Annotated in this window: 12 protein-coding genes; 2 read left to right on the top strand and 10 right to left on the bottom strand. The window is 54.9% G+C overall.

Annotated features, from left to right (window positions below):
- The first annotated feature begins 49 nt into the window (after positions 1 to 49).
- On the top strand, positions 50 to 1,387 hold the full coding sequence (locus FCL49_RS19620) for an NCS2 family permease (protein ID WP_012004497.1): 1,338 nt from the start codon (positions 50 to 52) through the stop codon (positions 1,385 to 1,387).
- A gap of 136 nt (positions 1,388 to 1,523) precedes the next feature.
- Here FCL49_RS19620 and FCL49_RS19615 read toward each other — a convergent pair whose 3' ends face one another.
- The 10 genes from FCL49_RS19615 to rpmH form a co-directional block, all read right to left on the bottom strand.
- Positions 1,524 to 2,576, bottom strand: coding sequence for a hypothetical protein (locus tag FCL49_RS19615; protein ID WP_174354820.1), 1,053 nt, complete (start codon positions 2,574 to 2,576; stop codon positions 1,524 to 1,526).
- A gap of 95 nt (positions 2,577 to 2,671) precedes the next feature.
- Entirely contained in the window at positions 2,672 to 3,238 is a 567-nt protein-coding gene (locus FCL49_RS19610) for an NADPH-dependent FMN reductase (RefSeq protein ID WP_017894489.1), read from the bottom strand.
- A gap of 174 nt (positions 3,239 to 3,412) precedes the next feature.
- Entirely contained in the window at positions 3,413 to 4,138 is a 726-nt protein-coding gene (locus FCL49_RS19605) for a 4'-phosphopantetheinyl transferase family protein (protein ID WP_174354819.1), read from the bottom strand.
- A gap of 95 nt (positions 4,139 to 4,233) precedes the next feature.
- Positions 4,234 to 5,547: a lysine N(6)-hydroxylase/L-ornithine N(5)-oxygenase family protein gene (locus tag FCL49_RS19600; RefSeq protein ID WP_174354818.1), complete on the bottom strand. Its 1,314-nt coding sequence runs from the start codon at positions 5,545 to 5,547 to the stop codon at positions 4,234 to 4,236.
- A 122-nt stretch (positions 5,548 to 5,669) separates the two neighbouring features.
- Positions 5,670 to 6,470 carry an MBL fold metallo-hydrolase gene (locus FCL49_RS19595; protein WP_174354817.1) on the bottom strand — a complete coding sequence of 267 codons (801 nt, stop codon included), beginning with the start codon at positions 6,468 to 6,470 and terminating at the stop codon, positions 5,670 to 5,672.
- Positions 6,471 to 6,628: 158 nt separating this feature from the next.
- Positions 6,629 to 7,993, bottom strand: coding sequence for a tRNA uridine-5-carboxymethylaminomethyl(34) synthesis GTPase MnmE (gene mnmE / locus FCL49_RS19590; RefSeq protein ID WP_135314569.1), 1,365 nt, complete (start codon positions 7,991 to 7,993; stop codon positions 6,629 to 6,631).
- 103 nt (positions 7,994 to 8,096) lie between these two features.
- Positions 8,097 to 9,734, bottom strand: coding sequence for a membrane protein insertase YidC (yidC, locus tag FCL49_RS19585; protein WP_135314570.1), 1,638 nt, complete (start codon positions 9,732 to 9,734; stop codon positions 8,097 to 8,099).
- A gap of 2 nt (positions 9,735 to 9,736) precedes the next feature.
- Positions 9,737 to 9,994 (bottom strand): membrane protein insertion efficiency factor YidD, encoded by a 258-nt coding sequence (gene yidD, locus FCL49_RS19580; protein WP_012004505.1) that lies wholly within the window; start codon positions 9,992 to 9,994, stop codon positions 9,737 to 9,739.
- Positions 9,958 to 10,317 (bottom strand): ribonuclease P protein component, encoded by a 360-nt coding sequence (rnpA, locus tag FCL49_RS19575; protein WP_025123954.1) that lies wholly within the window; start codon positions 10,315 to 10,317, stop codon positions 9,958 to 9,960. Before rnpA ends, yidD begins: the two co-directional genes overlap by 37 nt.
- Positions 10,318 to 10,335: 18 nt before the next feature.
- Positions 10,336 to 10,476, bottom strand: coding sequence for a 50S ribosomal protein L34 (gene rpmH / locus FCL49_RS19570; protein WP_003849659.1), 141 nt, complete (start codon positions 10,474 to 10,476; stop codon positions 10,336 to 10,338).
- A 683-nt stretch (positions 10,477 to 11,159) separates the two neighbouring features.
- Here rpmH and dnaA point away from each other — a divergent pair.
- Complete coding sequence (gene dnaA / locus FCL49_RS19565; protein ID WP_012004506.1) at positions 11,160 to 12,551, top strand: chromosomal replication initiator protein DnaA; 1,392 nt, start codon at positions 11,160 to 11,162, stop codon at positions 12,549 to 12,551.
- Positions 12,552 to 12,553: the final 2 nt, after the last annotated feature.

The raw sequence follows: 12,553 nt of genomic DNA, 5'->3' as shown, positions 1-12,553 counted from the left end.
TTATAGGATAGCCAGCGACGGTCCATTCCCCTCTTCGGAATTTCTGAAAATGAACAAACAAGTCACTGGCCTTGACGTTGAGCAAGGCTTGCTTGGGCGTGTGTTTAAGCTCAAGCAACATGGCACTACGGCGCGTACGGAAACGATTGCCGGTATTACTACCTTTTTGACCATGGTGTATATCGTGTTCGTTAACCCCCAAATTCTGGGTGCGGCGGGCATGGATACGCAGGCGGTGTTCGTAACCACCTGCCTGATTGCCGCTTTCGGCAGTATTTTTATGGGTCTGCTGGCGAATCTGCCGGTGGCGCTGGCGCCGGCTATGGGCCTCAATGCGTTCTTCGCCTTTGTGGTCGTGGGTGCGATGGGCATTTCATGGCAGGTCGGCATGGGAGCCATCTTCTGGGGCGCGGTCGGCTTGTTGCTGCTGACTATTTTCCGCGTCCGCTACTGGATGATTGCCAATATCCCCATGAGCCTGCGGGTGGGCATCACCAGCGGTATCGGCCTGTTTATCGGCATGATGGGGCTGAAAAACGCCGGCATCGTGGTGGCTAACCCGGATACGCTGGTGACCATAGGTAGCCTGACCTCGCACAACGTGCTGCTGGGCGCGCTGGGCTTCTTTATTATTGCCGTGCTGTCCTCACGTAATTTCCATGCGGCGGTGCTGGTTTCCATCGTGGTAACTACCCTGATCGGCTGGGCGCTGGGCGATGTGAAATACGGCGGTGTGTTCTCCATGCCACCGAACATTACCTCGGTGGTGGGCCAGGTTGATTTGGCGGGTGCGCTGAACATTGGTCTGGCAGGGGTGATTTTCTCCTTTATGCTGGTGAACCTGTTTGACTCCTCCGGCACTTTGATTGGCGTGACCGACAAGGCAGGTCTGACCGACGCAACGGGCAAATTCCCGCGCATGAAGCAGGCGCTGTACGTGGACAGCATCAGTTCGGTGGCCGGATCCTTTGTCGGCACCTCTTCCGTTACCGCCTACATTGAAAGCTCCGCCGGGGTTTCCGTCGGCGGCCGTACCGGTCTGACCGCGGTGGTTACCGGTATTCTGTTCCTGTTGGTGATTTTCCTGTCGCCATTGGCAGGCATGGTGCCGGCTTACGCCGCTGCCGGTGCGTTGATCTACGTGGGCGTGCTGATGACATCCAGCCTGGCGCGGGTGAAGTGGGATGACCTGACCGAAGCCGTACCGGCGTTTGTGACGGCGGTGATGATGCCGTTCAGCTTCTCAATTACCGAAGGTATCGCGCTCGGCTTTATTTCTTACTGCGTAATGAAGTTGGGTACCGGCCGCTGGCGTGAAATCAGCCCATGCGTGGTGGTGGTTGCGCTGCTGTTTGTGCTGAAGATTGTTTTTGTCGACGGTCACTGATACGAAAGAAAAGGGCCGACAAATATCGGCCCTGGGTTTGCTTTTAGCCTGAGATACTCGGGCCTAGCGCCCCTTCGGCACGCTCTCCCTAATAATCAACTTTCTCATAGCCTGCAAGTCAATGCGCGTAGTCACATCAGGCGCCCGGCGTTGCGTCGGGCACCTGATGCAACATCCACTGCAATGGCCGTTTAAAACGTGCCTGCCAGCCGCCATCGGGGCTCTCGCCCTGGGCAAAATGCAAAGCCTCCACCTGATTATTCTCGCTGAACAGATTGGCAAAGTGCATCGCCAGTGCCTGATCGCTGAAGTTTTGCCGATCGTAGTAGGCCACCACCAGCCGCTTATGGGTCGCCAGCGATTGCTGTGCCTGCTTGATCCCGCCGTTGGGGGCAATCAGCAGCGCGCCGGCATAAAGTTGCGGGTACTTGGCCAGCAGATTGGCGGCATGCAGCGCCCCCTGTCCGCGGGCGGTAAGGTAGATTTTTTGCGGATTGAGCTTTAATTCCCCGGTTGATGACTGCAGAGCCCGCTGGATCGCGCTCTGGGTGCTTTCGTCGCTGTAATTTGACCAGCGGAAGCTGTTTTCCGACAGCATCTGGGTGCCGTTGATCTCTATATAGGCGACGCCGATCTCACTAAAAAACAGGCGTTCTTCCGGTGTGATACCGGCGCTTTTGCCATAGGCGTGCAGGTACACCACCGTTGGCCAGCCTCCGGGCGGCGGCGTGCCGTCCGGAATGGCATAGCTGGCTTTACCTTCGAACCAATGAGCATGTTGCAGATAGCGGGCTTTGGTTACCGCCAGGATCGACTGGTAGGTACTGCCGTGTTGGATGTTGTTGAAGGCGTCATCTTCCAGCAGATTGTAGTAATACCATAACCCGCGATCGGCACTCAGTTGCAGATAGCGCTCTGCCAGTTCGGTCTGGCCCTTTTCCGCTGAGGAAGCCGCCAGTTGATAAGGCGCCCATATGTTACGGCCGTCTTCACGCATCAGCGTCAGATACAACGACATGGCTGCGATCTTTTTATCTTCCTGGCTCTGGGTGGTACGGGGCAGTTGGGTGCTTAGTGGGCTATGTACCGGTAGCTCGATCGGCTCTTCTCCGGCGGGATAACGCATTTCTGTAGCGAATAGTGGTCTGGTGGTGAAAGCCAGTAACATGGCTAAAATAAAAAAATACATAATTTAATGACTTTATTTTTAATGGGTTGGCAGTGACTCTCTGATTGAAATGACGCCTTCAATCGAATTTTTTATGAAGGCGTCAAAAAAGACATTTATTTCAAACGACGAATATAGTCGCTGAAGGCGGACAGCTGTCCGGTCAGGAAGTCTAAGGTTCCCTGATCGATCAGTTCCTCGGCCTGTGCGTCCACTTTGTTCTGGATCACGCCGCCCATGAACTCCGGCTTGTTCATCACCATTGCATCGAGGAACACCAGGATCTGGCGCAGATGATACTGGCAGCGCGCGCCGCCAATCGGCCCCATGGAACTGGTCTGGATCGCCACCGGTTTACCGGCTAACGGCTGATTCGGCAGACGGGACAGCCAATCGATGGCATTTTTTAACCCGCCTGGTACCGAATAGTTATATTCCGGGGTCACGATGATCACGCCGTCGGCCTGGCGGATTTGCTCGGCAATGGCTTCCACCGTGGCGGGGAAACCTTCCTCCTGTTGTACATCGGCATCGTACAGCGGGATATCACGGATAGAGGGAAGTGCTTCGATGGTGACACCCTGTGGCGCAAGACCGGGCAAGGCGCGGGCTACCATAGCGTTGTAAGAGCCTTTGCGCAAACTGCCGAGCAGGGTGACGATTTTTAATGCTTGGTCTGACATGGTGATTCTCCCTTTCGAATGAACAGATTCAGCTTGGAACACCTGAAGATACTAGGGCAAAGAGAGCGGTGAGAATAGATGATTACTGAATAATTGGCTGACTTTGCAGTTTTATGCAGAAATTTATCCGTTAAAGAAAGTTTTATCTTACAGATTCGCGATCAATCGCCGATGTCAGCGGTGGAGTGCCAGACTGGTTAATTTCACAAAGCGGGTGGAGAGCGCAGGGGCTCGCGGGGAGATTTCGCCGTGCTTGTGCAGGCCTTTACCCGCTTCGTATTGCCAGCAGATTAAGCGCTCCAGGTTGGGTTCACGTGCGCAAGCCCAGCTCAGATATTCGTCGGCATCGCTCATCACATGAACCTGAGGAGTGATGCTGGAGCGCAAATGACCGGAAAAAGGGTGCAGCAGCAGCGTCGATTGCCCGCTGTTACCCAGGCCGGAAAGCTTCAGCACGCTCTGGCGAATGCTCCACAGTTGGGTTTCCGCCTCCAGCCGGTCGTATTGTGCGCTGATCCAGGCGTTTTCTGCCGGCGTTTGGTATTGGTGTTGCAGCTTTCTATTTTGCCCGGCACGGGCACGCATCACTTCGATATCCAGCCCTACCTTGCCTTCCTGACTGAGCAAAACCCCCACCGTATCGCTGGCATAGGCCAGGCTGAAGTCGGGCAGGTGATTATCGACGAAACAGGGGCGTCCGGTGGGGGTGGTGGCGAGAGCCGGCAATGTCGACAGCCCATAAAGATAAAACATCATTTCTGCGAGCAGGATGCGCCCCTGCAGGAAGCGCTGGCGACGTTTAATGGAAAAAGCAGCGGTTGCAGCGACTACGTCGGCGGATAATCTGCGGGTATCCAGTGCGGTGGATGTGGGGATCCATCGGGCAAAATGACACGCCATTATTCACTCCATAACCGAGGGTCGCTAAAAACGCTGGGGAGTTAGATTAAGCATAAGTCGCGGATTTATCATTAAAAAACAGTATGCGTTTTATCCTATTTATCTGGATAAGCACTATCATTGTCCGGAGGGGCATCACTCCACCATTGGATCATCGATGCGTTCGGCGTCAGATCAAAATGGGGTTTGCCGAGCAGGTGATTGAGGATGCGGGCTGAGCGCCAGGCCATCAGGCTGAGTCCTCCTTCTGCGCTGCCGTGGCTATGTATTCCGGCATTCACCGCATAAATGCGATTCTGCTCAGGCCCCTGCCACTGAAGGTTAAAATCCGGCTGTAGCGGCAAGCGCTGTTTGTCGTCGAAAGGAATGCGTGACAGCAGCGGTTTGAGGCAGGACGGCAGCGAAGGGCGGTAACCTGTCGCTAAAATGACGACGTCGGCGTGAAATCCTTCCTGTCGATTTTCCAAACCGTGGCGGGTACGTAATTGATAGCTTTTGTCCGTCGGTTCGATCGCCAGCAGCGTTCGGTGTGGTAAAAGCCGGACGTTACGCGGCTGGTGCATCACGTCGAAACGCATATACAACTCACGGTACAGCGTGCGCAGCGTATGATTACTGATGCCGTCGGCAGGTAACTTCTGAGCCTTGATTTCGCGTTCGCGGATCTCCTGCGGCAGCGTATAAAAATAATCGACATATTCAGGGGTGAAATATTCATTGGTGAAGGCGGACTCGTCCAGCGGCTGGAAATTCGGCCGACGAGAAATCCAGTCCAGCTGTGCGGCTTCTCCCCAATGGCCGCGTAGTGCGTTCAGGAAAATATCTGCACCACTTTGGCCTCCCCCGACAACGGTTACCCGCTTACCGGTCAGATCCGGGTTGCGAATGGCTATTTCGGCGGCATGCAGGCAGTTTTCGCCCAGTGCAGGGTAAAACTCCTCCGGCAGCCAGGGGTCGTGGCCGGTACCCAGGCAAATATTCTTCGCCCACAAAGTCTGGTTGATGGTGCGGACCTCGAACAGCTGCTTGTCATCGTCAAAATCAATACTTTCAACCGACTGTGAAAACTGTAGTCCATCTAATCTATCGCAGGCCCAGCTCAGGTAGTCGGAGAACTCTTCACGGCTGATAATTTGCTGTTCTGTGATCAAAAATCGATAAATTTTTTTCTGCTCGACCAGATAGTTGATAAAGGAGAATTGGCTACGCGGTGTTACTGCCGTAACCAGGTCCTGAAGGACATAGGTCTGCATATAGGCGGAAGGCAGCAGCATGCCGGGGTGCCAACGGAAGCTGGCGTTTCGATCGAGAAAGGTATAATTGAGTACGCCACTTTCATAGGCCAGGGCGGCCAGACTGAGGTTGAAGGGGCCAAGGCCGACACCCAGTAGATCCAGTGGTTCATTCATTTTTTCTTATCTCTCCCGACAGAAGTTACAGAGATAAGCTTAGGTGAGTTTTGGCAAGTCGGAGGAGGTAGCGGACCTTGTTCAACCGTTCGGCGGGGAAAACGAATGTACTTGTTGGCGTATTATTCCAGAACGAAAGTGTCACCCGTCGCCGGTGATATCATCTCCGGCAGCCACAGCCGTCCCCAGGTTCCGGTACAATGGCAGCCCATGAGTTTTTCCGGTTTTTGCTGATTCAGAAACTGGCGAACCTGCCATATCTGGCGCGGCGATGCGCAACGCAGATGGAATCCGCCGATCAACGCATGGATCTTACTGACCCCGGTGATCTTTTGGCAGTGGCGCACGATGTTAATGATCCCGCGATGCCCACAGCCGGTAATAATCACCAGCCCGCGATCGGACTTATAAATCAGCACGCCCTCGTCGATAACGTAATCCACCGCTTCAGTTTTGCCATTGATCACGCCATAGGCCTTCGGTTTGGCAACCGCGATCTCCCCTGACCACATAAAGCGATCGGTGATATGCAGGGGGGCGCTGCTGTATTCCATGCGATGGCGCGAATAATCGATATCCAGCGAGAGTTTTTTGATTTTTTTTGTGCGGCCAAGCAGTTTCATGGCTGCGTGGCGCTCGTCGGCGATTTGCGGGTGGCAGATGATACGGCTGTTATCGGGTAACCAGGGGACGCCACCGCAGTGGTCATAATGGCCATGTGACAGCACGGTCGCGGTTAATCCGGACAGGTCGATGCCCATCAGCGTCGCGTTATGCAGAAAACTGCCGTCAGGGCCGGTATCGAATAAAACCGAGTCGGTTTCATCCTGAATCAACAGGCTTAACCCGGCTTTAGCCTGCAATGACTTGTCCACGCCGGCGGCGCGTCGGTTTTCCAGCAACACTCTGAGGGTTAATGCCATGCCTGCTCTTTCCTGAGAGGGGATCCTTGGCCGCTCAGTATATCGCGTTGGCACTGAAGGGTGCTGTGACCGGCCGCTCAGGCATCAATCACCGAGAGCAGGTAAAATGATTTACCCGCTCTGGTGGTGAAAAATCAGCCCTGGGCCGTATTTTTGGCTTATTTACCGATGCAGAAACTGGAGAAAATGCGTCCCAACAGGTCGTCGGAGGTAAATTCACCGGTGATTTCACTCAGCGCTTGCTGCGCCAGGCGCAATTCCTCGGCCAACAGCTCCCCAGCGTAAGCGCTCACTAACTGTTCTTTGCCCTCAACCAGATGCTGGGCCGCTTGTTCAAGCGCCTGCAGGTGGCGACGGCGTGCCAGGAAGCCGCCTTCCATATTGCTGGTGAAGCCCATGCTCTGCTTCAGGTGGTCACGCAGCAGATCGATGCCTTCACCGGTACGCGCCGACAGGCGAATAAGTGAGTGGCCATTCACTTCTGTCATACCCAGCGTCTCACCGGTGATGTCGGCTTTATTGCGCACCACGGTGATCGGCAGGCGGTGCGGCAGACGCGCCATAAACTCGGGCCAAATCTCAGCCGGTTCGGTGGCCGCGGTGGTAGTGCCATCAACCATAAACAGTACGCGATCCGCCTGTTCGATCTCGTTCCATGCACGTTCGATACCGATGCGCTCAACTTCGTCGATAGCTTCACGCAGGCCGGCGGTATCGATGATGTGCAATGGCATGCCGTCGATGTGAATATGTTCGCGCAGAACATCGCGGGTGGTGCCGGCGATATCGGTAACAATGGCTGCCTCGCGGCCGGCTAATGCGTTAAGCAGGCTGGATTTACCGGCGTTTGGCCGCCCGGCGATCACCACCTTCATCCCTTCACGCAGCAGGCTGCCCTGGCGTGCTTCGGCGCGTACGCTGTCCAGATCGGCCATGACGCCGTTGAGCTGCGCTTCGATTTTACCGTCAGACAGGAAGTCGATTTCCTCATCGGGGAAGTCGATGGCCGCTTCTACGTAGATCCGCAGGTGAGTAAGTGCTTCCACAAGCTGGTGGATGCGGGTGGAAAAAGCCCCCTGCAGCGAGTTCATGGCTGAGCGTGCCGCCTGCTCGGAACTGGCATCGATCAGGTCGGCAATCGCCTCGGCCTGCGCCAGATCCAGCTTGTCATTGAGGAATGCGCGTTCGGAAAACTCGCCCGGCCGCGCGATGCGCATGCCTGGCAGCGCCAATACGCGTTTGAGCAGCAGATCGAGGATCACCGGCCCGCCATGGCCTTGTAGCTCCAGTACGTCTTCGCCGGTAAACGAATTAGGGCCCGGGAACCACAGTGCGATGCCCTGATCGAGGGTGGCACCTGCGGCATCGCGGAACGGCAGGTAATCGGCGTAACGCGGCTTGGGTAGTTTGCCAAGCAGGGCCTGGGCGACGTCTTTGGCGCCACGGCCGGAAATACGCAGAATGCCGACGCCGCCGCGTCCCGGCGGGGTGGCTTGGGCTACGATGGTATCGGTGGTGCTCATAGTGATTCTCTTCTCTGGCAATTCAATATGCAAAAAGGCGGTCTAATGACCGCCTCTTATCTCTCGCAGCAAGGGTTCAGCGCGCCGAACCCCTACAATACGCTTAGGTCTTTTTCTTGTCGCGGCTGTGTAAACCACGTTTTTCCAGGCCGCGGTAAATCAACTGCTGCTGGAGGATGGTCACCAGGTTACTGACGATGTAGTACAGCACCAGACCGGACGGGAACCACAGGAAGAACACTGTGAAGATCACCGGCATGAAGGTCATGATTTTCTGCTGCATCGGGTCAGTCACGGTGGTCGGCGACATCTTCTGAATGAAGAACATCGTCACGCCCATCAGGATTGGCAAGATGTAGTACGGGTCTTGCGCTGACAGGTCATGGATCCACAGAGCGAACGGCGCATGACGCAGTTCAACCGAGCCCATCAACATGTAGTACAGCGCCAGGAAGATTGGCATCTGGATAACCAGCGGCAGACAACCCCCCAACGGATTCACTTTCTCAGACTTGTACAGCGCCATCATTTCCTGGCTCATGCGCTGCTTGTCATCACCGATACGCTCACGCATCGCCTGCAGTTTTGGCTGCAGCATGCGCATTTTCGCCATCGAGGTGTACTGCGCTTTGGTCAGCGGGTACATGATGCCGCGCACGATGAAGGTGATGATGATAATTGAGAAGCCCCAGTTACCGATAAAGCCGTGGATGAACTTCAGCAGTTTGAACAGCGGCTGGGAGATGAACCACAACCAACCGTAATCCACGGTCAGGTCCAGATGCGGCGCCAGTTGGGCCATCTGATCCTGCAGCTCCGGGCCAACCCACAGGGTGGCGTTCAGTTGCTGCTGCGCACCAGGCTGCACCACTACCGGAGTCGATTTGAAGCCGATGGTAGACAGGTTGTCGCCAGGCTTGGCGGTATAGAAGGTATTGCTACCCTGAGTTGCCGGTACCCACGCGGTGGCGAAGTATTGTTGCAGCATTGCAACCCAACCGCCCTGGGTGGTCACGCTCAGGTTCTCGTCCTTATCGAACGCATACTTCTGATATTTGTCATCGCTGGAAGAGTACGCCGCGCCACGGAAGGTGTGCAGGGCGAAGTTGTTGCTGCCGGTGTCACGGTGCTTAGGCAGCTCGGTGGTCTGCTTCAGTTGGCCGAACAGGGTCAGTTCCAGCGGAGTGGTGCTTTTGTTGTCGACGTTGTAGTCAACGCCAACCGCGTAATGGTTACGCTTGAGCACGAAAGTCTTGGTGTAGATTGCACCGTCTTTACCGGTAAAGGTCAGCGGGATGCGCAGCTCTTCCTGGCCTTCCGGCAGGGTGTAGCTGTCCTGCGCCGCCTGGAACAGAGGACGTTCGCCGTTTGCCGGGTTATCCGGACCGTTTCTGCCGGTCAGGCCGCTTTGCGCCTGATAAACAAATGCCGGTGTGGTTTCCAGCAGCTGGAATGGCGTCGATGAACCCAGAGTGTCCGGGTAGGCCAACAGTTTAGCCTGCTCGATATCACCACCACGGGTGTTGATGGTCAGCGACAGCACGTCAGTGTTTACGGTAATCAGTTTACCTTGGCCACTGGCTGGAACTGCTGAGCTTGCGGCATCACCGGTAGCAGGGTTCGAAGTCTGTTGCGTGGTCTGCGCGACTGGTTGCGGAGCGTTGTCCGTTTGCCAGGCTTGCCAGATCATGAAAGACACGAACAGCAGAGCGATGAGGAGAAGATTGCGTTGCGAATCCATCGTTAGTGTTCTCTGTTATCGTCGGGTTTCGGCGGCACGGGATCATCGCCACCTGGGTTCAAGGGGTGGCATTTTAATACGCGTTTCAATGCTAACCAACTGCCTTTTATCATGCCAAACCTGCTTAATGCCTCAATTGCGTAATGAGAGCATGTCGGCTGGAAGCGACAACGAGGCCCAAGCAGCGGACTGATGACGAGCTGGTAAGCCCGCACCAGCCCGATCAGGATGCGGGAGCCTGGCGACAGTGGCGACGCCATAATTTTTCCAAAGCTTCCGTCAGTGCACGGTTATCCAAATCCGCTATCCCTTTTTTGGCCACCACGACAAAATCCATCGCCGGTAACTCGTGCTGAAGTAAACGGAAGCTTTCGCGGGTTAGGCGTTTGATCCGGTTGCGTTCATGCGCGCGTTTGACGTGTTTTTTGGCGACGGTAAGACCGATGCGGGGATGCCCCAGCTGGTTCAGGCGGCCGAGGATGGTGATTTGCGGCGTGCCAGCCCGTTGTGGCTGCTGGAAGACGAAAGTGAAGTGAGTGGGAGTTAACAAACGTAACTCCCTGGGAAAAGCGAGCTTAACCACTCAGCGGGTTAGCTTTTATTACTTAGAAACAGTCAGACGAGAACGGCCTTTCGCACGACGGCGGGCCAGAACTTGACGACCATTTTTGGTGGCCATACGAGCACGGAAACCGTGGCTACGGTTACGCTTCAATACGGACGGTTGGAAAGTGCGTTTCATGGCGATTTCTACCTAAACTTAAAATAATTACTGATCAGTAAACGCGTTTGGCTATTCGGCGTGAAGACGACCGACGCCTCAATCGCAATATATAAAGAGGCGGGATTGTAATAATTGTACAGTCCTGAGTCAATTCACATTGCGCTAGCCTACCTGGTTGTCTGCCAATTCGGAGTAAAATCCGGTATTGGCCCGTGGTCACCGCAGAATCCTGTCCGGTTAATGACACACCATTTAGGAACCAGGTACACACGTAGGGCGAAGATTATACGGACTCGGGGGTAAATCGCAAGGATCCCGATGCGATCCTTGGGGGGAAAGCCAAGGATCCGGCGTGGATAACAGGGTATAACCGGTTGACAATGTAAAAAATACCTTTCCGCAGGCGGGTTTTTGCCTGCAATGTAGCGAGGCTGGCGAAAAGATCGCCGCAGGCCGGGGCCTGTGGATAAAATGGATCTAATCTGTGATGAAGAGGAGGATCTCTTGCGCGGATTGCGCTATGATCCGTCATTCCGATCGCGATCTCTCAAGCGGGGATCGTGAGGGACATAAACCGTGAAAGGCGGTTCGCATCCCCCACAGGCAAACAGCCGATGCCGGGTATGTGTCAAAAATCATGAGTTATAAAAAAATTAGCCTGATTCTTTTCTTTTATTGATCTTGTTCGAGTGGAGTCCGCCGTGTCACTTTCGCTTTGGCAGCAGTGTCTTGCCCGATTGCAGGATGAGTTACCTGCCACAGAATTTAGTATGTGGATACGCCCATTGCAGGCGGAACTGAGTGACAACACCCTGGCGCTTTATGCGCCCAATCGTTTTGTGCTGGACTGGGTTCGCGATAAGTACTTAAACAATATCAATGGCCTGTTGAATGATTTCTGCGGTACGGATGCCCCATTGCTGCGTTTTGAAGTGGGCAGTAAACCCCTCTCCCAAATCATCAGCCAGACCGTCACCGCCAGCGTTAGCGCACCCAGCGCGCCAATAGTTCGCGTTGCAGCGCCATCCCGCCCAAGCTGGGACAACGCGGCGCCGCAGCCTGAGCTTTCTTACCGCTCCAACGTTAACCCAAAGCACACCTTTGATAACTTTGTTGAGGGTAAATCCAACCAGTTGGCGCGTGCGGCGGCCCGTCAGGTGGCCGATAACCCGGGCGGTGCCTATAACCCGTTGTTCCTTTATGGCGGCACCGGTCTGGGTAAAACTCACCTGTTGCATGCGGTGGGCAACGGCATCATGGCACGCAAGGCCAACGCCAAAGTGGTCTATATGCACTCTGAACGCTTTGTGCAGGACATGGTCAAAGCCTTGCAGAACAACGCCATTGAAGAATTTAAGCGTTATTACCGTTCGGTCGATGCGCTGCTGATCGATGACATCCAATTTTTTGCCAACAAAGAGCGTTCGCAGGAAGAGTTCTTCCATACCTTTAACGCCCTGTTGGAAGGCAATCAGCAGATTATCCTGACCTCGGACCGTTATCCGAAAGAGATTAACGGCGTGGAAGATCGTCTGAAATCCCGCTTCGGTTGGGGGCTGACGGTCGCGATCGAACCGCCGGAGCTGGAAACCCGCGTAGCGATCCTGATGAAAAAGGCCGACGAGAATAATATCCGTCTGCCGGGCGAAGTGGCGTTCTTTATCGCCAAGCGCCTGCGTTCCAACGTGCGTGAGCTCGAAGGGGCGTTGAACCGCGTGATCGCCAACGCAAACTTTACCGGCCGTGCCATTACCATTGATTTCGTGCGTGAAGCGCTGCGCGATCTGCTGGCACTGCAGGAAAAGCTGGTCACCATCGATAATATTCAAAAGACGGTGGCGGAATACTATAAAATTAAAATCGCTGATTTGTTGTCCAAGCGGCGCTCGCGTTCCGTTGCCCGTCCCCGCCAAATGGCGATGGCGCTGGCAAAAGAGCTCACCAACCACAGCCTGCCAGAAATCGGCGATGCGTTTGGTGGCCGCGACCATACCACGGTGTTGCACGCCTGCCGGAAGATCGAGCAGCTGCGTGAGGAAAGTCACGACATCAAAGAAGATTTCTCCAATTTAATCAGAACATTATCTTCCTAGCG

The sequence above is a fragment of the Serratia proteamaculans genome, assembly GCF_013337185.1.
In the GTDB taxonomy this organism is placed as follows: Bacteria; Pseudomonadota; Gammaproteobacteria; order Enterobacterales; family Enterobacteriaceae; genus Serratia; species Serratia proteamaculans_D.
The sequence above is the reverse complement of the archived record's forward strand: the minus strand, read 5'-3'. Positions and strand labels throughout refer to the sequence as shown.